The organism is Mesorhizobium sp. LNHC209A00 (assembly GCF_000502915.1).
GTDB lineage: Bacteria > Pseudomonadota > Alphaproteobacteria > Rhizobiales > Rhizobiaceae > Mesorhizobium.
Map to the genome: position 1 here is coordinate 175,963 of NZ_AYWT01000002.1, position 23,075 is coordinate 199,037.

Sequence of the window (23,075 nt, forward strand, 5' to 3'; positions counted from 1 at the left end):
GGGGAACCGTCAGTCCCGTGATGTCAACGTAGCGCTTATCAGCGCCGCCGCGTCGGCCGGACGCGCGCCTACTTCCAGGGTGAAGGTCGGCACCGACGACACCAGTCCGCGGATCGCCGCCAACCTGCGCTTCTGCAGCGGCAGCAGACCAGTCGCGCCGGTGCGGACATTGTCCATCGCCAGCGCCACCATCGCGTCGGTCCGGGCCATGGGCGCGAGCCTGGTCTCTCCGTCGGCGGATCGCGCAAGATGCAGGAGTGCTGCGACCGGACGGGCGGTCGGGCTTTCAACTTTTACGATCCCACTCAGCTTTTCCAGCGAAACAGCCTGTTCGCCATTGCGGTCCCATGACGGACCGAGGCATGGCGCCACAAGCGGGACCATCCGCGCGGTCTTCTCATGGATCTTGACATGGCGCGGCAAACCCCAGGCGGCAGGCGTGGTGGAAGCGAGACTCAGGATCATGGCGTCGTCGGAGCACAGGCCGAATCCTTGCGTTGCCAAGGCCAGCGATGTGGTGGTCTTGCCGGTACCGCTCGGGGCATGGACCAGTACGACGGCGTCGCGGCCCGGCAGCGTCAGCCCGGCCGTGTGCAGCATATGCTGGCCGCCTGCGTCGAGTGCTGCGTCCAACACCAGCATCGATGGCGTCCAGGCGGCCTTCGCACCAGGGCGAACCCGGAGTTCGGCCCAACCCTCCTCGTCCTTGACGACAACGGTCTGGCGTTCGGGAAAGACGAGATGGACCGTGCCGCCATCCGCGATCATCCGGCAGTAGCCGTCCTCCGGTATGTCGCCCTCGAAGACGAGCGATCCGCTGGGCGCTTCGTCCAGAACGTCCGCCTCTGTGATGTCGAGACGAAAATCCGGCTCGACGGGACCTGTGACACGCAAGATACCGAGCATCCCGTCGAAATCCTGCCACAGCCCGGGGCGCTCGGCCGATATGCCGAAGATCTGGCCATTGAGGTCATAGAATACTGAAGGTCTGGTCAAGCGGAGCGCACCTTCGTGGCGGCGGTGGCGGGGTGACGATAGATCTCGACCATGCCGGGAAGGCTGTCACTGACCACCGGCTTGCCGTCCAGGCACACCCAGCAATGCGCCGACAGCCGCGACGCTTGCAGCGACTTCGGATCGACGCCGAAACGCAGTTGCGGATCGAAACCGGCAAGGCGCAGGAAGCGATGGCCGAGCAAGCCTTCCCGCAAGCATCTGCGGTCGCGCATCAGCCAGGGATGACGCACGGCACGGTTGACGCGGGCGACAATGTAGTGGGCGGGCAGGCCGCGATAGGGCGCCGGCGAGACGAGCGGCGCCCATTTCAGCACCTTCTCGAAGCTGCGATTGGCAATGAGAACTGGCATCAGCCGCGCGCTTGCCCAGAGATGGCAGCGGAACAAGGCGCGCAGGAGAGGACCGTCCACCATCATGGGTGCCTTCAGCCATCAAGCCCTGGAGCAGCGAGAATGCCCTCCGAGACCAGATCGCTGGCCAGCGCCGCCATGTCCTCGTCAAGCGTGCCCTTGTCGATTTCGAACTCCTCGCAAAGCAGGCCGACGATCTGGCCGAGGCTGCGCGCGCCATCCACCTTGTCGAGAAAGGCTTCTGTCGTGCCGTTGCAGGTATAGAGCTGGCCGCTACGCGCCAAAAGCACCACCGCGCCGTCGCCTACATGCTGAACCGAGGCATCGTCCGCCAGTCGAAGAACCGTTCCAGAGGCAATTTCCATAATGAACCCCAAAAGCCATGCAACACCCGGAAATGAGATAGCGCGGTGGTGGGGCGCTGTCTATTGGCCGGCCGGGATGGCTCGTAGGCAGGCATGCTGACGGGCAGGACCGTTGCTTTTCTTCCCTCGGGTAAGGTAAGAACTCCCCGGGTCTTGGGGAGATAGCGTATGCGTTACAATTGGGAGCGGGCTCCGACGACTTTCGAACGTCATCGAAAAGCTCTGGCGACAGCCATTTTGATCTTCGGCGGCGTCGGTCTCATGCTGGTGGCCTTGCCGATCTAGCGCCGTCGACATTCGCCCAACGAATCCGGCTTGTTAGACTGCAATCGACGTGTTCAGCGGGGTTGTCCGGTCACCGCTATCAAGCGGCGATCGCACCCTTAAAAATCCTAGCTGTAGCGCTGCACCTGCACGACGATCACCGCCGGCTTGCCGGCCGGTGCTCACAGGATCCGACAGGCTGTAGGAGGTCGGACGGTTCCTCGAGCCTGGTCTCGATCGACCATCAATGGCGCATGCGCTCACATCCTCCGCTCGATCGTTTTGACAGCAAGCATCCCGATCAGGAAGACCGGCTCAAACGAAAATCAGGGAAGACAGCGCCGGAAAAAACAGCATAGGCTGTTTGCAAAGACGACAAATGGTTTCCGGGAGGTACGGATGGCTTCACGCTATCACGAGATCTATGACGGCTGGAAACGCGACCCGGAAAGGTTCTGGGCCGACGCGGCCGGCGCCATCGACTGGTATTCGCCCTGGAACAGGGTGTTCGATGCCACCGCCGGCGTCTACGGCCGCTGGTTCGCCGGCGCGGCCTGCAACACCTGCTACAACGCCCTGGACCGGCACGTCGCCGGCGGGCGGGCCGACCAGATCGCGCTGATATACGACAGCGCCATCACCGGCACGGTGAAAAAGTTCACCTATGCCGAGCTGAAGCGCGAGGTGGTGGCGCTGACCTCGGTGTTAAATAACCGCGGCGTCGGCAAGGGCGACCGCGTCATCATCTATATGCCGATGGTGGCGGAGGCGGCCATCGCCATGCTCGCCTGCGCCCGCATCGGCGCGGTGCATTCGGTCGTGTTCGGCGGCTTTGCCTCGCATGAGCTTGCCACCCGCATCGACGACGCAAAACCGAAACTGATCATCTCGGCCTCCTGCGGCCTGGAACCGGGGCGGGTCGTCGCCTACAAGCCGCTGCTCGACAAGGCGATCGAGATGTCCCGCCACAAGCCGGACGCCTGCCTGATCCTGCAGCGCGATCAGTTGCGCTGCGATTTGAAGGACCATTTCGACATCGACTATGCCGACGCCGTCGCTCGTGAGCGGGCAGCCGGCGCCAATGTCGACTGCGTGCCGGTGCTGGCCACCGACCCACTCTACATCATCTACACGTCAGGCACGACGGGCCAGCCCAAGGGCATCGTGCGGGACAATGGCGGCCACATGGTCGCGCTGAAATGGACGATGGAAAACGAGTTCGGCGTGAAGCCGGGGGAAGTGTTCTGGGCGGCATCCGATGTCGGCTGGGTGGTCGGCCATTCCTATATCGTCTACGGCCCGCTGCTGCATGGCTGCACCAGCATCCTGTTCGAAGGCAAGCCGATCGGTACGCCCGACGCCGGCACCTACTGGCGCGTCATCGCGGAACATGGCGTGGTCGCGTTGTTCACCGCGCCGACCGCCTTCCGCGCCATCAAGGGGCAGGATCCCAAGGGCGAGTTCGTGCCGAAATACGATCTGTCGAAGTTCCGTACCCTGTTCCTCGCCGGCGAACGCGCCGACCCCGAAACCATCAAATGGGCGGAGCAGAAGCTGAACGTGCCGGTGATCGATCATTGGTGGCAAACCGAGACCGGCTCGCCGATGACGATCAATCCCGCCGGCCTCGGCCTGCTGCCGGTGAAATACGGCTCCCNGACCGAGACCGGATCGCCGATGACGATCAACCCCGCCGGGCTCGGCCTGTTGCCGGTGAAGTACGGCTCGCCCGGGGTACCGATGCCCGGTTACGACATTCGCGTGCTCGACGATGCCGGCCATGAGGTGCCGCGCGGCGCGCTGGGCAATGTCGTGGTCAAGCTGCCGCTGCCGGCGGGCTGCCTGCCGACCCTGTGGAACGCCGATGCCCGCTTCCGCCAGGCCTATCTCGATGAGTTCCCCGGCTTCTACAAGACGGCCGATGCCGGCATGATCGACGAAGACGGCTATCTCTACGTGATGGCCCGTACCGACGATATCATCAACGTTGCCGGCCACCGATTGTCGACGGGCGCCATGGAAGAGGTGCTGGCCGCCCATCCCGATGTCGCCGAATGCGCCGTCGTCGGCATCGCCGATGCGATGAAGGGCCAGATTCCGCTCGGCTTGGTGGTGCTGAACGCCGGTGTCGCGCGCGACGGCGGCGCCATCGAGAAGGAGGTCGTCGCGCTTGTGCGCGAGCGCATCGGGCCGGTCGCCGCCTTCAAGACCGTGGTGACGATCAAGCGCCTGCCCAAGACGCGCTCGGGCAAGATCCTGCGCGGCACCATGCAGAAGATCGCCGACAAGGAAGCGTGGACGATGCCTGCAACCATCGACGACCCCGCCATCCTCGACGAGATCACGGCTGCCCTGACGGAGCGCGGAATCGGGGTGTAAGGAGCACTGCCGGGACCTGACTGGAGCTACCGTTCCGCGATGTTGCGACGCGGCGAACTTTGTGACGACCGCAGGGCGCAATCGTAGATTGTGCAATGCAACATTCCGCCTTGCAGATCCTGCGGGGGGCCATTCGATTGGATCGCATGGCTCAGCAAAAAACTTTGGCGGTATCGACATCCCGCGGTTTCTCGCCGCCGTGCTGGTCATGGTCTATCACAACGGCTTCTGGGTGTGGGCCTATCCCGACGGCATCTCGGCGCAAGCGACCGGCGGTCTTCCGGAGCAGCCCGGGATCGGCGCTTGGGTCGGGTCCGGCTGGATCGGCGTCGAGATCTCCTTCGTCATCAGCGGTTTCGTCATTGCCTTCAGCCCGAGAATTCGACGCCGCCGCGGTTCTTCGAGGCAAGGGTCAAAAGACTGGCGCCGGCGGTCTGGATTTGTGCCCCGACCACTGCGGCGCTGTTGCTGCTGATCGGCTTGAGCTGGCCGACCGATGCGGTGATCCGACTCGTGCGCACCGGCCTGTTCGCGCCTTATGGTCCCTGGTGGACAGCGTCTACTGGACCCTCGGCATCGAAATCGCCTTCTACGCCATCGTCTGGATCCTGCTGCGGCTCGGCCGTTTCCATCTGATGGAAAGGGTTGCCATCGTCATCGGCATGGTCAGCACGCTGTTCTGGTGCCTTTATTATCCGCTCGGCTGGTCCGCCTTCGCCGAGACGCGGTGGCTGCAGCTCGTGCTGGTGCATCATGGCTCATTCTTCGCAGTCGGCGTGCTCATCTGGCTGATGCGGTTCAAGGCGGTGACGGCGTCTCACCTGGGGCTGCTGCCTGCTGTTCCTCGGCGGGGTGCTGCAGATCGCCAGCTCCGTCGACGTCCATAGCATCAAAGTCGGAGCCGTGATGCCGTACGCGCCGCCAATCCTGATCTTCCTCGCGGCCATCGCGCTGATGGCGTGGTCGCTCACGCTCGACCTCAGATGGAGCGCCGGCGCCGGATCGACCTGATGACCTATCCGCTCTATCTGATCCACGACGTCATCGGCGCGGCAATGCTCGGCGCCATGGTGCGCGCCGGGCTGCCCTATCTCCTGTCGATGGTAGTGGTCGGCGCGACCATGATCGCGGCAAGCTGGCTGGTGGCAACCGAGGCCGAACCGCGCATCCGGCTGCTGCTCGACCACACGCTTTTACGTTACCGGCTGAGGCGGCATAGCCGCGAGCTGTGCGCCGCTCCGGCCGCATGAGCCGCGGCCGGACGGTGCCGAAACTTTGTGCTATTTCGGAATGAGAAGCGCTGCGCAGGTCCAAGACATGATGGGCAACGGCCTTATCTCAGACCGTCGCCTTCGAACGCACTTCCGACTTGTCGAGATAATAGCTCGAGTACTTGTCGAAGAATTTCTCCGACGCGCCGAACGACCCGTATTTGGCGAGCTTCTTCAGATCGACCTTGTTCAGCACCGCGCCGACGATCTTGTTGGCGACATAGGGCTCGGATTCCAACATCGAGCGCACCATGGCGCGCGGCGTGCGGCCCCATTCGGTGACGAGCACGAAGCCGTCAACCAGCGGTGCGAAGGCCTTGGCGTCGACCACCGGGCCAAGCGGCGGCAGATCGACGACGATGTATTCGAAGGTCTCCTTGGCGTTTTCGATGAAACGACGCATACCGGCCGAGGAGAGAAGCTCGCTGGTGTGCGAGAAATGCCCGCGCAGCACAGCCGGAATGATCGCCAGCTTGGTCTGCCTGTCGATCTTGCCGACGGACTGCCAGGTCTGGCCGCTCACCACCGCTTCCATCAAGCCTTGCTCGGCTTCCATGCCGAGGCTGCGGCTAAGGCCTGGATTGCGCAGATCACCGTCGATGAGCAACGTCCTGGAGCCATTGGCGGCGAGCAGCCCGGCGAGATTGGCCGCGACCGTCGACTTGCCTTCGCCGGGCAGGACCGAGATCACGCCGATGACGCGGCTGCCTTGCCCTTCCATCACCACATCGAAGGCGATCTTGGCGCTGCGCAGCGTTTCGGAGAACATCGATGCCGGAGCGTCGACGCTCACCCGCATCCGTGCGCGCCTTTCGATGGCGGCCGGCGATCTGGCGACCTTGAGATCGGGTTCGGCTGGCTTGTCTTCCTTGCTCGGTTTGCTGCCGATGGTCGGCAGGTAACCCAGGAATTTGAGGCCGACGCGGTCGCGGACCTCCTCGCCGGTCCTGAAGAACCGCTCGTTGAACTCGTTGAGACCGCCAAAGCCGGCGCCCATCAGAACCCCGAGCACCAGCGAAAGACCGAGCACAATGACCGTGCGCGGGCTCGAGGCGGCAAGCGGCGTCGACGCATCCGAGATGATACGGATCTTGCCGACCGGGAAGGATTGCTGCTGCGCGGCTTCCTCGTAGCGTCCGAGGAACGTCTGGTAGAGCGTGGAGAGTGCCGTCGCCTTCTGGTCGAGATCACGCAATTGAACCTGCGACTGGTTGTCGATCGAACTCTTGCCCTGCGCGGCGGCGACATTGGCCCTGAGCGCGGTCTCGCGCGCCAACGCCACCTCATACTCGTTGCGGTAGCTTTCGGTGAGCTGCTTCAGTTCGCCGAAGATCTGCGTCGAGATGTCGGCCTTCTCCTTGGCGAGCGCCACCGCCTGCGGATGCTGCGGGCCGAAATTCGCCTCGACATCCTGCTGCCGTTTGGCGACCGTGAGATAGCGGGTCTTGAGCGCCGCAATGACCGAGCTGCTTGGCTGGTCGCTGGATATGGCGGCATCCTTGAAAGCGTTGTCCGAGCCGCTGTCGACGATCGACTTGTATTGCTGGTAACGGGCGCTGGCACGCGCGGTGTCGGCCTGCGCCACGATGAGCTGGGCGTTCAGGTCGGCGAGCTGCTTGTCGCTCATCAGCTGGCCGTCGCTGTTGGCGGACAGGCCGTGTTCGGCCCTGAATTTCTCGACCGCCAGCGATGCCTGCTGCGAGCTCTCGCGCAGTTCCGTCAACCGGCCCTGCAGCCAGACCGCCGCGCGCTCGGTGGCGTCGAAGCTGGCGTCGAGTTGGTCGGCGAGATAAGCGTCGGCATAGGCCTTGGTGATGGCCTTCGCTAATGCCGGATCCGTCGCCTGGTAGCCAAGCGCGATAACGTAGCTTCGCCCGACGCGATCCGCCCGGATCTCGTTCTGCAGCTTGAGAATGGCGTAGTCGCGGCTCGACCCGGCGATCAGCGCATCGCGCGCGGCGGGGTCGAGCTTGGAGATGTCGCCGACACCCGGCATGACCGGGCTGCTCGGACGAACATACTGGATTAGACCGCGGACAAAGCCGACGCCCTGGGCAAGGGCCGACTGGGGCGGGTTCATGAACGTGTCGTTCTGGTCGAGCTTGAGCTTGTCGACGACCACGGCGGCAAGCCGCGTCGAGGTCAGGATCTCGATCTGGCTTAGAATCGCGGAATCGGTCTGCATGGTCGTCGATGCCGCCGAGATGTCGTCGACGATCTTGTTCAGACCTTCATCGATCAGCACGCTGGAGACCGACACGAATTTTGGCGGCGTGGTCTGCAGATAGAGCATGCCCAGGAAAAGACCGATGATGGCGCACACGCCAACCACCTTGGCCTGGCGTGCGGCCATGCCAAGCAGCCGCTCGATATCGATGAAGTCGTCGCCGTCTCCTGCGTCCGAATTCGGCAATGGCATCCTCTTGTCGAGAGGAAAATTGGCATAATTCATCTTCGGTCCAATTCTGGCTTGTCTCGCTCGCAGGCTCCGGAGAGATCGGGAGCATTGGCAGGCGCGACACACGCTTGGTGCCGGACAGCGCGGAGCCGGCCGGCCCCTGCGCCGTCAGCCACCCGACAATACTCCCGAAAGATGGGCATTATGCGGCTTCTTCCTGGCGTTCATGCGTCCGGACGAACTCCCGGAGCATCTCGAAAACCGGACCCTTCATGTCATCGCGCGCCAGCGCGAAGGCGATATTGGCCTGGATGAACCCTTCCTTGGAACCGCAGTCGAACATGCGCCCCTTGAAAGGCTGGGCAAAGAATGGCTGCTCCTGCGACAGGCGAACCATGGCGTCAGTCAGCTGGATCTCGTTGCCGGCGCCGCGCTGCTGGTTGCCCAGAAGCTGGAAGATCTCGGGCTGCAGGATATAACGGCCGTTGATGTAGAAGTTCGACGGCGCGTTGGCCGGCGCCGGCTTTTCGACCATGGCCGTCACCTCGAAACCGCCGCCAATGTCGGCGCCACGGCCGACAATGCCATATTTGTTGGTCTCGGTGGGATCGCAGCGCTCGACGGCAATGACATTGCCGCCGGTCTGCGCATAGAGGTCGGTGATCTCGGCCAGGCATCCGCGCCCGCCGAAGGAGACCATGTCAGGCAAAAGCAGGGCAAAGGGCTCATTGCCGATGACCTCGCGGGCGCACCAGACGGCATGGCCGAGACCTTGCGGCGACTGCTGGCGGATGAAGGAGGTGGCGCCGGCCACCGGCAGCATGCTTTCGAGCGTCTCCAGCTGAGTCTTCTTGCCAGTTTGCTCCAGGGTTCCGATCAATTCCGGATGCAGGTCGAAATAGTCTTCTATGACCGCCTTGTTGCGGCCGGTTACGAATACGATGTGCTCGATGCCGGCCTCGAAGGCCTCGTCCACCGCATATTGCACGACGGGCCTGTCGACGACAGGAAGCATTTCCTTCGGCATCGACTTGGTCGCCGGCAGGAACCGTGTTCCAAGCCCCGCCACCGGTATCACGGCCTTCCTTATTTTCTTCATCGCAAATTCCTTCTGAGGAGATCGACTACAGTCCATTCACAGGCCACGAAAAATCCCTCCATGTGCCTGCATCTTCACCTCCCCGCCCCCACGGCAAACTGTGCCGCTACTCTTCGCAACCGTACGGCGATCGGCATGCCCATATGCCTGACCGCCGCCGGGTCGCTGAGCGCCGTCCGGATCGCCTTGAGCGGGGACCGCGCCTTGATGTGCTGGACCATCGCCAGGAACGACGCCGCCTTGCGCAGGCTGCGGCCGCGCCGGGCGAATGCGGCCTGGGCCGCTTCGTCCATTCGGTGGGTTTGCGCGAATTTGGCATCCGCCACGCGCATCGCTTCGACGTGATGAGGCTCGAGCACACGCGAGATGGAGCCGCCGCGGATATGATAGGCATAGCCGATATCGGGCTCCACCACGCACCTTCCGCCCATGGCCAGGGCTTCGGCAAACAGGATGTAGTCCTCGCCGATCCTCAGCTTCTCGTCATAGCGGAGCCGGTTTTCGTCGAGGAACCGGCGCAGGAAAATCGGCTTGAGATAGCCGAGATTGAACTTCGATTCGAAGACGACGTTGCCGGCGATGTAGGTGGCCAGCGAAATCTCGCGCAGGCCTTCCAGATACCGGCGCGGGAACATCGCGTCCTCGACCACGCCGTCCTCACGGACGACCTGGAGATTGTCGACGGCGATCTCGGCGCCCGCCTTTTCGGCGCGGCCGATCATGGCGGCGACACGTCCGGGAAAGACGGCGTCGTCGGCATCGAGAACCGCTATCCACCTGCCGCGGGCGGCGTCGAGCCCGGCATTCCTGGCCCCTCCGGGCCCCCTGTTCTCTTCCAGCGCCACGACACGCACGACATGCTCGGGATAGGCCCTCGCCACATCGAGCGTCGCGTCACGCGACTTGTCGTCGACGACGATGATCTCGAGGCTGACGCCCTTTTGGGCGATGGCGCTGGCGACCGCCCTATCAAGGGTTGCCTCGGCGTTGTAGGCGGCGATCACAAAAGACACATCGGGCACGGACGAAACGTCAGGCTGCACGCTTGCCTCCTTCCCCTGGTGAAGGCTGGCCATAGAGGCGCAGTTCGCGAACGCCGACAAGACCGCTGACAACCCCGACATGCATGATGCCGCGCAAGACGCTGCGGTTCCTGCGTACCGGACTGGCTGCAACCGGAACTGCCGCGGCGAAGCAAAAAACGGCCTTTGCCGCGGCAAGGCCGGCCTGCTTTGCTCGCGCGATGCCGCTGGCGCCGCGGGCCAGGAGATGGCCGTGCGTCTGGCCAACCCGGAAGCGGCGGCGGCTGAGCCAATCGAATGCGGCCCTGGCCCTCGGCACCGCCTCGTCCACCCATGCCTCCGGCGCAAAGGCGATTCGGCCGCCTGCCTTGTGCATCTGGTCGAAGAACTCGGTGTCCTCGCCGCCGGTCTGGCCGCGCGCCAGGCTGAAGCGGCGGCCGCGCAAGCTGTCGGATCCCATGCGCAGCAGGACGTTGCAGGTGTAGCCGGTGCGGATTTCGCCGTGCACGTGGACTGGCAAGGTGGAATGGAAATCGCCGCGGCGCATCCAGTCCGGCGCATCCGGACGATAGAGTGCGCGCACCGGGCCGAGAACCGCTGCGGCGCCGCTTTTTTCGGCCGTTGCCACCAGCTCGGCGAGCCAGTGGGCGGTGGCGGTCTCATCGTCGTCGATGAAGGCAAGGAAATCGGCCTCGCTGGCCTCGAGACAAGCGTTGCGGGCGATCGAAATGTTACGAGCCGGGCAATGCCGGTAGCGGATCGGCAACTTCAATTCCTGCGACAGCGCCGTCACCAGGTCCTTGGCGCTCGGCGTGTCGTCATTGTCGGCGACGATGACGCCGACCTCGAAGCCGTCAGGCATGGCAAGGGCGGCGAGCGAGCGCAGCGTGTCGGCCAGTTCCGGCCGCCGGAATGTGCACACGCCGATGTCGATGCTGCGATGCTTGACCTCAACCGCCATCACGCCGCCCTCCGCCGCGTGCCGAGGCCGAGAAGCTGCAGCCAGAAGCCCACGGACCAGCCGAAATGCATGACCATCGCCGAGACTCCGGCAAGCGCGATATCGGCATTGCGCTGGCTGACGGCCGCCACCAGGCCGTAGCCCAGGCAAACCGCCACCCACAGCATCAGCGGCAGCGCCGCGATCCAGTGCACGAAGGAGAAGGCCGCCAGCAGAACCACCGGGAAGACCGCCAGCGGCACAATCTGCCTAACCTTCGGGATCACACGATGTTTCAGCACGTTCTTGGCGCGGCCGCGGCCATAGCCGAGATACTGGACATAGAGGCCGCGCAGCGAGGTCCGCGGATAATAGACCATCTGCGTCCTGCCGCTCATCCAGATCCTGTAGCCTGCCTGCCTCAGCCGATAGTCGAGTTCCGCGTCCTCATTGTGACTGAACGTCTCGTCATAGCCGCCGACGGCCTGGAAGGCAGATATCCGCATCAGCGCGTGGTGTCCGTGGTCGACCCACTCCCCGGCCGAGATATGGCGATGCTTGGAGCCGCCGGTGCCGAGCTTGGAGTTCTGCGCCGCCGCCGCCGCCTTCTGCACGGTGCCGCTGCCGCTGGTCAGCATCGACACCACGACCGAATCCGCGCCGGTGGCCAACGCCTCCTCGACCAGTCGGTCGCAATAGTCGTCGGGATAGCCGCCATGCGCGTCGATGCGGATCAGATAATGGGCACCCTCGCCGAATTTGGCCACCGCCAGGTTGATCGCGGCGCTCTGGATGCGCTTTTCGTTGTGAAGCAGGATGATGCGAGGATCATTCCTCTGGCGCTCGCCGACAATGGCCAGCGTGCCGTCGGTGCTGCCGCCATCGGCAACGACGATCCGCGCGTCAAGCCGTTCCGCCGCCGGGCAAAGCTGGTCGAGCAGCGCACCGATGTGAGTCGCCTCATCGAGACACGGGATCACGATCAGGGTGGAGGCAAGCGCTTGCGTCATCGGGCGATGTCCATCCTATGCCAGGGCCTCGGTCGCGAGCGGCTCGCGCACGGTGGTCAGGCGGCGCAGTTTTTCGACCAGGGCGCCGCAGTCGCTGCGATCGTAGCTCCACATCCTCGGATCGTGGGCCAGCACGCGCGCCTTCAGCCTGCCGAAGCGGTGCTTTTCCATCCCGCCAAGCGCGGTTGCGAGCGCCTCGGGCGTGGCCTGCGGCAGCAAAACGCCGATATCGCGCTGCCGCAGAAACCTTCCGGTCTCGGTGTTGTCCATCGAGATCGGCACCGCGCCGAAGCGGCAGCCTTCATAAAGGCGGTTGGGCAGCAGCCATTCGGAGTTCTGTCCCTCCTCGAAGAAATCGATCGCCCAGGAGAAATGGACGTCGTGATAGATCGCCGCCATGTCCTCCGGGTTGCGGTACGGCCCGCGAAACGACATGTAAGGCTCGGCATCGACGAAGGCATGAAAATCCGGGAACTCGGAAAGTGCCGGGCGGCCGCGCAACACGATTTCGAACCGGCCTTCCATGTGACGCGTGAAACCGGCCAGCAGTTCGAGCGAACGGCGGCACCGAAGCGCCCCGAACCAGCCGATCCGCCACGGCGGGGCGAGAGGTCCTTCCACCGTCTCGCGCTCGGCGGGCAGAATCGCCGCCGCCTCGAAATATTTGTTCTCAACCAGTTCCATCGGCGCCGCGACCTGGCGGAAGGGCTTGAAATAATTGGCGATGAACGCGGGGGAACTGGTCACCAGCAGCCGCACATCCCGCGCCAGATGACGCTCGGTGGCGCGCAGCGCCTTGCCCAGGACATCGTCGCGCAGCACCAGGCGGTGAATGTCGAGACATTCATAGACGATCGGGACAGCGGCGCCGAAAGCCGACCGGGCGCGGCGGGCCAGCGCCAGCATTTCCAGATTACGCGCGATGATGATGTCGGGCTTCGGCACGTCCCTAAGCTTCGAACCTATCGAGACCGCTGTTTTCGCCACCGCCGCCAGGCGCTGGACGAATCGCCCGTCGCGCGTCGCGCCAAGGTCGATTGGCCGCAAACCTTCGATATCCCCAATCGGGGCGGCGGCGCGGCGGAAGCCCGCCAGGGTAACCCGGGCGCCACCTGTCCTGAGCATCGTGATACGCCGGCGAACCGCCGGGTCGGAAACATCATGTACCAGGTACAAGACATGCAGCATGAAAACTCGACCGCTGTTTGACCCACCCAGGGGAAGCCTAGTACAGCTCTTGCTGCATCGCAACATTTTTGGCGCGTCGTTCCACGTTTTCTGTTGCACTGCAAAATTATTGCCGTAGTTTGTGGTCGGCGGCGGTTGTGAATTTCGGGCTCCGAAATCCACGCGAAGATCAGGAATCCTGAATTTGGAAGCCAATCCATTCGATCCGCCGGAAGGCTCCCTGCGCAAATCGGTCGGCCGCGGTGCCGTCGTGACCGCAATGGCGCAATCGGTGCGGGTCGCCACGCAGATCATTTCCGTCATCGTGCTGTCGCGACTCCTGTCGCCGCAGGATTTCGGCGTCGTGGCCATGTGCGCGCCCGTGCTCGCCTTCATCGCCCTGTTCCAGGATTTCGGCCTGACCCAGGCGACCATCCAGAAATCGGGCATCCAGCATGAGGAGGTGAACTACCTCTTCTGGATCAATGTCGCCGTCAGCGCGGTCCTCGCCTGCCTGCTCGCGGGCGCGGCACCCCTGGTCGCCGCCTTCTATGGCGAGCCGCGCGTCGCCGGTCTGGTGGCGGCACTGGGATTGCAGATCCTGGCTTATGGCCTTGGCGCCCAGCACCTGGCGCTGCTGACGCGTCGCATGCAGTTCGGCCGCCTGGCGATCATCGACGTCGCCGGAGCCGTCGCGGGGCTGGCCGTCTCGATCGCCTGGACTTTCATCGACCGCTCCTACTGGGCGCTGTTTGCCGGCACGCTGACCGGCGCGGTGCTGCCGACGCTGTGCTACTGGGCCAGCTCGCGCTGGCGCCCAGGCATGCCGCGCAAGGTCGCCGGGATCAGCGAGCTGATCAATTTCGGTGCCGGGATCACCGGTTTCAATTTCGCCAATTTCTTCGCCCGCAATCTCGACAACGTGTTGATCGGCAAATACTGGGGCGAGGCTCAGCTCGGGCTCTACGACCGCGCCTACAAGCTGCTCCTGTTCCCGCTCAGCCAGATCACCAACCCGCTGTCGAAGGTGATGGTACCGGCGCTGTCGCGGCTGAAGGACGAGCCGGACCGCTATCGCAGCGCCTATTTGCGCGTCATGCCGCTGATCCTTCTGGTGGCGCTGCCCGGCGTCGCTTTCGCCACCGCGATGTCGGATGTGCTGATCCCCTTCGTGCTCGGCGAGCAGTGGCGCGCCAGCGCCTCGATCTTCCTGGCGCTCGGCTTTGCCGGCCTGCTGCAGCCGCTCAACAATCCGGCTGGTTGGCTTTTCGTCAGCCAGGGCCGCTCCGGCGACTTCATGCGCTGGGGCATCATCACGGCGGTGACCTCGGTGCTTGCCTTCGCGCTTGGCCTGCCCTACGGCGCGCTCGGCGTGGCGGTCGCCTATGCGGTCAGCGAGTATCTGCGCACGCCCTTCCTGTGGCTCTATGTCGGCAAGAGCGGACCGCTGCAAGCCAGCCATGTGCTGCGCACGGCAACGCCGTTCGTGCTAGGCGCGCATCTGGCGCTTGGGGCGGTCTGGCTGGCCAAGCCGATGCTGCCGCAGCAGCATGTCGTCGCCCTGGCAAGCGGCGCCATCCTCGCCTACGCGATCACCATCGTCGTCGCGCTGACCTTCGCCGCCGGCCGCGAAGCCTTGCGGGACGCCTTGAAAATGCTGCCGGCAAGGGCGCCGGCGGCGACGCCGCGCGAGGCGCAATAATTTCGGCGCCTTTGTCGTCTATTCCATATCCCACCCAAGCATCAGGCCTGATCCATGCACTACCGATCGATCTCCGACATGAACGACGCCATCGTGAGCAACCTTCACCGGCTGCCACGCGACATCGACCTGGTGGTCGGCGTTCCCAGAAGCGGCGTGCTGGCGGCAACGCTGGTCAGCCTTGCGGCGAACATCCCGATGACCGACCTGGACTCCTTCCTCGAAGGCAGGGTCTACACGTCAGGCATCACCAAACGCCGCGCGGCCCTGGACCGGAAGGTCTCGGACATGCGCAAGGTGCTGGTGATCGACGACAGCATCGCCGGCGGCAATGCCATGCGCGACGCCCGTGCACGCATCAAGGGCGCCGGTATCGAGGCTGACTACACCTTTGCCGCCGTCTTCGGCCTGGAGCCGGAGCATCAGGAGACCGATCTGGTGTTCGAGGTAGTGCCGCATCCGCGCATGTTCCAGTGGAACTTCATGCATCACAAATTCCTGGCGCAATGCTGTGTCGACATAGACGGGGTGCTGTGTCTCGACCCCACCGAGGCCGAGAACGACGACGGGCCGGCTTATGAAAAATTCCTCAGCGAGGCGCGGCCGCTTCATGCCGTGACCCGCAAGATCGGCTGGCTGGTCACCAGCCGGCTCGAAAAATACCGTGGGTTGACGGAGGCGTGGCTCGCCAAGCACGAGATCAAATACGACAAGCTGATCATGCTCGATCTGCCGAGCAAGGCGGAGCGCCAGCGGCTTGGCGCGCATGGCAGTTTCAAGGCCGATTTCTATCGCAAATCCGACGCCATCCTGTTCATCGAAAGCGAACATGCCCAGGCGCTGAGGATTGCCAAACTGTCGGGGAAACCGGTCCTGTGCGTCGAAACGCACATGGTCAGTTTTCCCGATGCGCTGTCGCTGCCAGCACTTGGGCAGGCCGCGCGAAACCTGCCGGCGAGGCTGCGCCAGATCAACTCGCAGGAGGGCCGCAAGAGCGCCGCCAAGACGATTGCCCGCGCCCTGCTCGGTGCACGCGGCTATGAAACCCTGAAGAACAGGGTCAAGCGCCCAGCCTGATGCAGAACAGATCGGGTCGCTGCTTGACTACGCGGCCTGGCGTGCGCGCTGCCGCACCGCCCTATCCAGTATCGAGAAGAAGGTGACGAACTGACGGTCGGGGTCGAGTTCCGGCCGGCCAGCGAAGCTACGCGCGAGGGTCGAGACCCGCTCATATTCCTTGTTGTCGTTCCACAAGAGCCTGACGGCCGCGACCCAGTCGGCAAGCGGGGCATCATAGTCGAGCACCGTGCCGCCAGGGCCGACCGCTTCCGGCAGGCCACCGCGGCGCGAACCGACGACCGGAATGCCGCTGCAATGGGCCTCCGAGGCAACCCGCCCCCAGGCCTCTTCCCATTTGCTGGGCGCCAGCAGGATCCGGGTGCGGCCATAGACCGTCTTCATGTCACTGGTGCGGTTCTCCAGCGTGACATTGCCGAGCGGCTTGATCGTCTGCTCGATGCGTGCCCGGTGATCGTCCGCCAGCTTCCAGCTTTCGACGAACAGGAACGGGATTTCGGGGCACGCGGCGGCGATCCTCACCGCAAGCTCGAAGCCCTTTTCCTCATACGGGTTGATCAGGGTGACGAACTGCCCTGAGGTCGGCGTGCTGTAGTGGGTGGGATTGATGGTCGGAGGGATCACCGCCGCCTCGATACCGAACTCCCTGGCGTAGGTACGCGCGGTGAATTCGGAATTGGCGATGTAGAGCGCCGAGCTCAAGTCGCGCAGGTCGCCTCCAAGCTCGCGAAACTCGACATTGCGGAGGTAGACGACCAGCGGCACGCCCTTGGCCTGCAACGCCTTGCCGAGTGGAACCGACTTGTGACACTGGACCACCGCCACATCCGGCTTGACCCTGTTGACGGCGAAGGCCGCCGCCTCCCAGGGAAACCAAGCCCGGATGACCGGGTAGCCGGGAAAACTGTCGACGACCGCCGGCTGACGCAGAAGCTTCATCTTGGCACGGGCCTTGAAGCCGAAGACACCATCGCCAAACAGCGCGGCGAGCACCGCGGCCTCATGCCCATGCTCGATCAACTGCTCGGCCAGATGATGGGTGCTCGACTGCACGCCGCCGCTGAACTCCGGTGTGTAGCCATTGCCGCCTGCAAAGAGAACTTTCATGGTCCTGGCTCCTCGTCTATCGGGTTTCAATGCCCATGGCCGATGAACGGCAGCGTCAAGTGCCGCCTCACGCAGTCTTTGGCGGATCAAGCGTCGCGAACGGATTTGTGCATGGCTGCCGTCCGGTGAACCGGATGGGATCATTGGGCGAACTGCGCGAGGTCGTCTCGTCGTCTATGTCGGTGTTGACGTTCTGGTCGAGCTGCCATTCATGCGTGTTGTGGCGGCCCCATTCCAGGACCAGGATGCGCGCCTTGCGCCGCCGGGCGAACTCATGCAGGACGAAAGCCGAACCGAAGCCGGAACCGATCGCGACAACATCGGAATGATCCTTGGTGACTTGCTCGGGCTTTAAGTCCAGCACCATCAGCTACAATTCCTTCTACGCCGGGCGGTCGGCCCGATTCTGCTTTCGGCTCTCCGAGTCCGATCTCATGCCGCCATTCTGCCGATCGAGTGATATTCGATGCCGTGGCGGGCCACGACCTTGGGATCGTAAAGGTTGCGGCCATCGAAGATGACCGGAGTGGCCAGGGCATCCTTCAGCGCATCGAAGGACGGTGCGCGAAAACTCTTCCATTCGGTGGCGATCAGCAGCGCATCGGCGCCGCGCAGGGCCGCCTCCTTGGTGCCGCACAACAGCAGGTCGTCGCGCAGCCCGTAGATGGCCTGGCATTCCTGCATGGCCTCGGGGTCATAGGCCTGCACGGCCGCGCCGGCGTTCCAGAGCGCCTCCATCAGCACGCGCGCGGGCGCCTCGCGCATGTCGTCGGTGTTGGGCTTGAAGGCCAGGCCCCATAGCGCGAAGGTCTTGCCCTTGAGGTTACCTTTGAAATAGCGGTGCACCTTGTCGAACAGGACGGATTTCTGGTCATTGTTGCGCTCCTCGACGGCGCGCAGCAGCTTGGCGTCGTACTTGACGCCCTCGGCGGTCTTGATCAGGGCGCGAACGTCCTTGGGAAAGCACGAGCCGCCATAGCCGAGACCCGGATAGATGAAGTGATAGCCGATGCGCGGGTCGCTGCCGATGCCCTGGCGCACTTCCTCGATGTCGGCGCCGAGCTGCTCGGCGAGATTGGCCATCTCGTTCATGAAGCTGATCTTGGTCGCCAGCATGCAATTGGCGGCGTATTTCGTGAATTCGGCGCTGCGCACGTCCATCACGATCATCTTCTCGTGGTTGCGGTTGAAGGGCGCGTAGAGTTCGCGCATCACCGCCTCGGTTTCTTCGCTCGACGTGCCGACGATGATGCGGTCGGGCTTCATGCAGTCGGCGACCGCGGAGCCTTCCTTGAGGAATTCGGGATTGGAGGCGACGTCGAAGCTCAGATCCTCGCGGCCCCGCTTCTTCAGCGTCTCGGCGATCCTGGCCTTCACCTTTTCGCAGGTGCCGACCGGCACGGTCGACTTGCCGACGACGATCTTGGTGGAATCCATCTCGCGGCCGATCGTCTCGGCCACCGCCAACACATATTTGAGGTCGGCCGAACCATCCTCGCCGGGCGGCGTGCCGACCGCGATCATCTGGATTTCGCCGTGCCTGACGGCGGCCGCCGCATCGGTGGTGAACTTGATGCGGCCGGCGGCGTGATTCTCCCTGACGATCGTTTCAAGACCCGGCTCGAAGATCGGAACGAGGCCCTGATTGAGCCGCTCCACCTTGTTCGCGTCAATATCGACGCAAACAACCTGGTGGCCAACCTCGGCAAGCACCGCCGCCTGCACCAAGCCGACATAGCCAATTCCAAATACCGTCAAGTTCATTCGGTTTCATTCCCATCCAGGGCAGCGGACCGCTTCTCGGCCCTGCCGGTTCAATTCGTCTTTCCCAGCGCTTTTACACTACACACCAGCGATTCCGGAAACTGGCAGGACTGACCCAGCGCGGTGAACGCGACCCGTTCGATCTGCAGCGAAAGCGTGCGGCCCGGGTCCGCGAACGCTCCCATCCAGCCCTTCATGGTGTCGCTGCCCCAAAGGCTGAAGAAGATCTTCTGCGCATGGCTGGGCAACTTCGCGGGATCGGTGATGGTGTTAACCAACTGGCCGTTGAGATACCAGCGCAGGCTATCCTTCTCCCAGACGAAGGCATAGTCGTTGAAGGCACTGTCGGTGCCGCCAGGCACGTCGACCAGCTTCTCGTTCTTGCCCTTGCCGGCGATATAGGCGTTGACCTGCACCTTGGAAGTGTCCTTGGTCAGGATCTCGAAGTCGATCTCGTCCCAGGGCTGCTTGTCGGACGGGCCGATATAGGAGAAGAAAGCCGCGTTGAGGCCGGGGCCGGTGTCGGTCTTCATCCGCGCCTCATAGGTACCATAGCCGAAACGCTGCTTGGTCTGGATCTCGCCGCAGGCGAACTCGCGATCCTTGGTCTTCTGCTTCGCGAATCCGAGCGAAAGAACGCCATCGGAAAGCTTGACCAAGCCTTTCGACCAGGTGCAATTCTGATGGCTGCCGTTCGTCCAGCCGTCTGAAACGTACCAGCGCTCGCGGTCGAAATTCTTGAAATCGTCGACGAAAGAGGGCGCGGACTGGATATCCTGCGCATGAGACGGGGTTGCCGGCAGGCTGCCAAGAGCGACCAGCAGCAAAGCGACCGCCAGACCAGACCGCCGCCAGAAATGCAGGGCTGAAGGGGCATCGATTGCTGTCGTGGACATGGTCTTTGGATCCGAATTCATGACTAACTCACCTTTGCGCTGTGTCCCCAACCCAAAGTCGACGTTCGAACCGCTTCCAAACGGGCCAACCTTGACCTTTTCAATTGTCCTCCCGACTTCCAGCCTCGCATCACCTTCGCCGTAACGGTCCCGCGCCGCCGCCTTCAATTTCGGCCGGCTCCCGCCTGCCTGGCCGGTTCGACCGTCGCCGCCGGATCGGTTGTCGTATTCTCGTCGAAGACCACGCCCAGCGAATGACGGAGCTCGCGCATCCTGCCGCCCTGGCGCGACAGTGCGGCGATGCGGCGCTCGCTGTTCAGGATCGACTGCGTCAACGCGCTGACTTCGGACGAGCGACGGTCGGAGGCGGAGCCGTTTTCCATGGCTTCGACAAGAAAGGCCGCGTTGGTGGCGTCCTTGCGGTAGCGGGTCTCCAGGCCGGTTTTCTCCGCCTCGATCTCCGCGGCGATCTGCTCGAAAAGCTTCGCCAGCCGGTCCAGGCGCGCAACGTCGGTCTGCCTGTCGCGGGCCGGATCCCTTGATCTGAAGCCGAATATCGAGGCCATGAACTTAAATTCCCGTCATCGCCGGCTTCCTGGCCGCCTTTCAGGCCACAGGCCGATCCCCGCAACCGGGGTTGAAAACTCGAAACCGCGTCGCCCAACTCCTCTGACGAAGAGAGACTTCGCACCAGTCCGCCAGTTCGGCTGGTCGGTCAATTTGTTGCACCGCAACATAGACTGCCATCCTCAGAGCCGCGAGGCAACCACCCAATTCGTAAACTCATAAATCCAATCGAAATGGTTGCGTGGCGGGCTCGCGGTCGGCAGGTAACATCGCGCCTTACCGTCCCTTGCCAGTGCTGGTTCCAGCCATCAGGAAACGCAGCGGCGGCACGTGCTTGTTCCTGGAGACCAGGCCAACACTGCGAAACAGCGCCTCGATCTTGTCGGACGCCACGCCCTGGACGATGGGGACGAGGTTGGATTGGCTTGCGAAGGCGTAGGCAGCGGCCGAAGCCAGGCCCCGCTCGGCCTTCACGTCGAGGAAATTGCGCAGCCGGTATTTGTCGCGCACGTGCCGCTCGTGCCGCCGCAGCACTGCTTTGGATCCTTCCGGAAGGCTGTCGATCGCCAGCAGCGCCAGATCGGCATCGGCCAGCCGCTTCAGGTCCTGCGTCTTGTGGCGGCCGCTGAGTGAATCGGCGCGCACGATAGCGCCGTAGCCGCAGGAACGAATGACCTTGAACCGTGCCCCGTGGGCGACCGCTCGCGCGTAAAGCTCGTAGTCCTCGCCCAGTCGCAGGCTCTCGTCGTAGCGCAACCCGTGGCGGTCGAGAAAGGCACGGCTGATCACCGGCTTCAAGAAGCCGAGTTCGCCTCTTTGGACGCGGCGCCTGGAGATGTTGCCTTCCACGAAACCTTCGAAATCGAGGAATTCCGGATCGGCGGCAAAATCCGGGGCGACGATTTTGGTTGCATCCCCAGCCGCGTCATCCCTGATGAGCATGATGTTGTCGGCGGCGAAATCCCAATCGGCGCCGGCAAACAGGTTGCGAAACCGGCCCTCGAGGAAGAAATCGTCGGCGTCCAGAATGCTGATGAACGGGGCTCGTGAACCGGCGATCGCCGCATTGCGGGCAAAAGAAGGGCCGCGATTGACGTCCAGGCGCATCACCGCAAGCCGGCCGCTGCCATCGTCGGCGGAGCGCGCGACCTCGGCCGTATTGTCGGTGGAGCCATCGTCGACGACGACGACCTCCCCAACTTCCGGTTCGCGCAACGCGGACGCGATGGCGACGGCGATCGTGCGCGCCGCGTTTTTGGCCGCGATGATCACGCAGATTTGGGATTTCGTCATCGACATGGAATTGCCTCTTGCACAGGTTCCGATCTGCCCTCGCCCTGTACGCGTTCGATATCCACCCCCATCACGGGCCGGCCGGCCGTTCGAAGATGCGGCGGCTGATGTCCGCCGACGCCGCCCAGCCGGCCTCGGAAAGGTAACGGACCGGAGCCCGGCCGCACAATTCCCACAACACCGTCCGTCGCTGCGGCCAGCGCAGCGACGACAGCCATGGCGCGATGACCATGTTGAGCAGGTCCTCGTTGCCGATGCGCGACAGGATCGGCTTGGCCCGCTCCGACAGGAGCGTGCCGGTGCCGCCGAGCAGCACATCGGCGGCGCGCAGGCCGAGCAGCAGCGTGTCCTCCAGCCCTTGGCTTACCGCTGCATCGAGCACACGCTGCTGATCGGCGTGGCCGAGACGGCTGGCGCTGGCCCTGATGTCGCAGACGTAGCCGGCGCAAGGCTCCCGGTTGAACAGTGCCTTGGCGACGCTGATGCAGGCCAGCATCAGCGTGTCGGCGGCCGACGTGAACGGGACTTCGGCGCCGGTGATCTCGACCAGCCGTTTTCGCCGCAGGAACCCGTCGGCATCGCGCGGACTGGGCGAGCCGGGCTGCTGAAGCCGGTAATGAAGGTCGACAGTGGATGATTTCGACCCCTTGCCACGGATCATGTGCTGTTCGCCGAGAAAGCGGACCCACCAGACCGAACGCGACTTGCCCGATACTTCGTAGCCGATCGAGCCTAACGCTTCGCGCGCCTTCAAGAACCCGGCAGGTGAAACCAGAATGTCGATATCGCCCGAGGGTTTCATGAAATGATCGTCATAAAGCAGATGCTGCTGGAACGGCCCTTTCAGGAAGACAAAATCAATCCGCCTGTCGAGCAGCGCCTCGTGAATGGCCATCGAATCCATGAGGCAGGCGGCGTTCATCGACACCGTCCTCCTGCGATAGGTTTCGAGCCACTGGAACAGTTCCGCCGGCCTCTCATGCGCCGGCGTACGCGACAGCGCCTTCAGGACGAACGTACCGACCTTGTTCAACCTGGCGATATCGGTGACGACAGCGTCGGAAAGGCCCGGCGTCCACGTTTCACCGGCCGAGGCCGCCGGCCCCGCGAAATATAACCGTAAGCAGGCCCGCACATAAGCGATCTCGTCGGCGCAGTCGGTGGCGCGCAGTCTTTCATAGGTGCTTTCCGGCAAGGCCATTGAGCGCACAGTCTCCAAAAAGCGGTTTGCGCGAAGCGTATGCTGCAGCTGCTAAGCAAAGCATCGTCAAAAACGGCGGCGCCGTAAAGCCTTTCCTTTCGCAGTGCGAGATTTTGCAACCATGGCGTTTGACGGCTTCGCGGAAGGTGATGAGATGTGTGGACGAATTCCCACCCTGGCGTAGCG

The 23,075-nt window shown here is 63.6% G+C and carries 22 protein-coding genes; 5 read left to right on the forward strand and 17 right to left on the reverse strand.

Annotated elements, in window-relative coordinates:
* Nucleotides 1-9: 9 nt before the first annotated feature.
* Genes X739_RS161665 through X739_RS161655 form a run of 3 tightly spaced genes read right to left on the reverse strand, consistent with a single transcriptional unit; the run spans nt 10 to nt 1,732 of the window.
* Nucleotides 10-996 carry an HPr kinase gene (locus X739_RS161665; RefSeq protein ID WP_023792804.1) on the reverse strand — a complete coding sequence of 329 codons (987 nt, stop codon included), beginning with the start codon at nt 994-996 and terminating at the stop codon, nt 10-12.
* Entirely contained in the window at nt 993-1,430 is a 438-nt protein-coding gene (locus X739_RS161660) for a lasso peptide biosynthesis B2 protein (RefSeq protein WP_023772490.1), read from the reverse strand. The genes X739_RS161665 and X739_RS161660 overlap by 4 nt, the downstream gene beginning before the upstream one ends.
* An 11-nt stretch (nt 1,431-1,441) precedes the next feature.
* Nucleotides 1,442-1,732, reverse strand: a complete 291-nt coding sequence (locus X739_RS161655; RefSeq protein WP_023772489.1) for a PqqD family protein — start codon at nt 1,730-1,732, stop codon at nt 1,442-1,444.
* A 663-nt stretch (nt 1,733-2,395) separates the two neighbouring features.
* Between X739_RS161655 and X739_RS161650 the strand changes: the two genes are divergently transcribed.
* A complete protein-coding gene (locus tag X739_RS161650; RefSeq protein WP_023792811.1) occupies nt 2,396-4,375 on the forward strand; it encodes a propionyl-CoA synthetase in 1,980 nt (659 codons plus the stop codon).
* Between the two features lie 368 nt (nt 4,376-4,743).
* Here X739_RS161650 and X739_RS1000000170250 read toward each other — a convergent pair whose 3' ends face one another.
* Nucleotides 4,744-4,896 (reverse strand): hypothetical protein, encoded by a 153-nt coding sequence (locus X739_RS1000000170250; protein WP_023792817.1) that lies wholly within the window; start codon nt 4,894-4,896, stop codon nt 4,744-4,746.
* A 27-nt stretch (nt 4,897-4,923) separates the two neighbouring features.
* Between X739_RS1000000170250 and X739_RS1000000170255 the strand changes: the two genes are divergently transcribed.
* Together X739_RS1000000170255 and X739_RS1000000170260 are read left to right on the forward strand one after the other, a co-directional pair.
* Nucleotides 4,924-5,262 (forward strand): hypothetical protein, encoded by a 339-nt coding sequence (locus X739_RS1000000170255; protein WP_023792821.1) that lies wholly within the window; start codon nt 4,924-4,926, stop codon nt 5,260-5,262.
* A gap of 123 nt (nt 5,263-5,385) precedes the next feature.
* Nucleotides 5,386-5,625, forward strand: a complete 240-nt coding sequence (locus X739_RS1000000170260; RefSeq protein ID WP_023792830.1) for a hypothetical protein — start codon at nt 5,386-5,388, stop codon at nt 5,623-5,625.
* Between the two features lie 88 nt (nt 5,626-5,713).
* Here X739_RS1000000170260 and X739_RS161645 read toward each other — a convergent pair whose 3' ends face one another.
* The 6 genes from X739_RS161645 to X739_RS161620 all read right to left on the reverse strand — a co-directional run bounded on the left by X739_RS161645 (nt 5,714) and on the right by X739_RS161620 (nt 13,303).
* Entirely contained in the window at nt 5,714-8,098 is a 2,385-nt protein-coding gene (locus X739_RS161645) for a polysaccharide biosynthesis tyrosine autokinase (RefSeq protein WP_023781668.1), read from the reverse strand.
* A 148-nt stretch (nt 8,099-8,246) separates the two neighbouring features.
* Nucleotides 8,247-9,143: a UTP--glucose-1-phosphate uridylyltransferase gene (locus X739_RS161640; RefSeq protein WP_023772481.1), complete on the reverse strand. Its 897-nt coding sequence runs from the start codon at nt 9,141-9,143 to the stop codon at nt 8,247-8,249.
* 74 nt (nt 9,144-9,217) lie between these two features.
* A complete protein-coding gene (locus tag X739_RS161635) occupies nt 9,218-10,186 on the reverse strand; it encodes a glycosyltransferase family 2 protein (RefSeq protein ID WP_023772480.1) in 969 nt (322 codons plus the stop codon).
* On the reverse strand, nt 10,176-11,126 hold the full coding sequence (locus tag X739_RS161630; protein ID WP_023792836.1) for a glycosyltransferase family 2 protein: 951 nt from the start codon (nt 11,124-11,126) through the stop codon (nt 10,176-10,178). Before X739_RS161630 ends, X739_RS161635 begins: the two co-directional genes overlap by 11 nt.
* The gene (locus tag X739_RS161625; protein ID WP_023781671.1) at nt 11,126-12,115 is read right to left on the reverse strand and encodes a glycosyltransferase family 2 protein; all 990 of its coding nucleotides are present in this window, start codon (nt 12,113-12,115) and stop codon (nt 11,126-11,128) included. The genes X739_RS161630 and X739_RS161625 overlap by 1 nt, the downstream gene beginning before the upstream one ends.
* A gap of 15 nt (nt 12,116-12,130) precedes the next feature.
* Nucleotides 12,131-13,303, reverse strand: a complete 1,173-nt coding sequence (locus X739_RS161620) for a glycosyl transferase family 1 (RefSeq protein ID WP_023772477.1) — start codon at nt 13,301-13,303, stop codon at nt 12,131-12,133.
* A 184-nt stretch (nt 13,304-13,487) separates the two neighbouring features.
* Between X739_RS161620 and X739_RS161615 the strand changes: the two genes are divergently transcribed.
* Together X739_RS161615 and X739_RS161610 are read left to right on the forward strand one after the other, a co-directional pair.
* Nucleotides 13,488-14,984 carry a lipopolysaccharide biosynthesis protein gene (locus X739_RS161615; RefSeq protein WP_023772476.1) on the forward strand — a complete coding sequence of 499 codons (1,497 nt, stop codon included), beginning with the start codon at nt 13,488-13,490 and terminating at the stop codon, nt 14,982-14,984.
* A gap of 54 nt (nt 14,985-15,038) precedes the next feature.
* Complete coding sequence (locus X739_RS161610; protein WP_023772475.1) at nt 15,039-16,061, forward strand: phosphoribosyltransferase family protein; 1,023 nt, start codon at nt 15,039-15,041, stop codon at nt 16,059-16,061.
* A 27-nt stretch (nt 16,062-16,088) separates the two neighbouring features.
* Here the strand turns inward: X739_RS161610 and X739_RS161605 are convergent, their stop codons facing one another.
* From X739_RS161605 to X739_RS161580, 7 genes are all read right to left on the reverse strand, one after another.
* Nucleotides 16,089-17,168 carry a glycosyltransferase gene (locus tag X739_RS161605; RefSeq protein WP_023772474.1) on the reverse strand — a complete coding sequence of 360 codons (1,080 nt, stop codon included), beginning with the start codon at nt 17,166-17,168 and terminating at the stop codon, nt 16,089-16,091.
* 67 nt (nt 17,169-17,235) lie between these two features.
* On the reverse strand, nt 17,236-17,535 hold the full coding sequence (locus tag X739_RS1000000167045; RefSeq protein ID WP_023772473.1) for a hypothetical protein: 300 nt from the start codon (nt 17,533-17,535) through the stop codon (nt 17,236-17,238).
* 65 nt (nt 17,536-17,600) lie between these two features.
* The gene (locus tag X739_RS161600; protein ID WP_023772472.1) at nt 17,601-18,932 is read right to left on the reverse strand and encodes a UDP-glucose/GDP-mannose dehydrogenase family protein; all 1,332 of its coding nucleotides are present in this window, start codon (nt 18,930-18,932) and stop codon (nt 17,601-17,603) included.
* 50 nt (nt 18,933-18,982) lie between these two features.
* Complete coding sequence (locus X739_RS161595; protein ID WP_023792846.1) at nt 18,983-19,849, reverse strand: family 16 glycosylhydrolase; 867 nt, start codon at nt 19,847-19,849, stop codon at nt 18,983-18,985.
* A gap of 143 nt (nt 19,850-19,992) precedes the next feature.
* Nucleotides 19,993-20,394 carry a hypothetical protein gene (locus tag X739_RS161590; protein WP_023772470.1) on the reverse strand — a complete coding sequence of 134 codons (402 nt, stop codon included), beginning with the start codon at nt 20,392-20,394 and terminating at the stop codon, nt 19,993-19,995.
* Between the two features lie 277 nt (nt 20,395-20,671).
* Complete coding sequence (locus tag X739_RS161585; protein WP_023781676.1) at nt 20,672-21,694, reverse strand: glycosyltransferase family 2 protein; 1,023 nt, start codon at nt 21,692-21,694, stop codon at nt 20,672-20,674.
* A gap of 64 nt (nt 21,695-21,758) precedes the next feature.
* Nucleotides 21,759-22,889, reverse strand: a complete 1,131-nt coding sequence (locus X739_RS161580) for a nucleotidyltransferase family protein (RefSeq protein WP_023772468.1) — start codon at nt 22,887-22,889, stop codon at nt 21,759-21,761.
* Between the last annotated feature and the right edge of the window lie 186 nt (nt 22,890-23,075).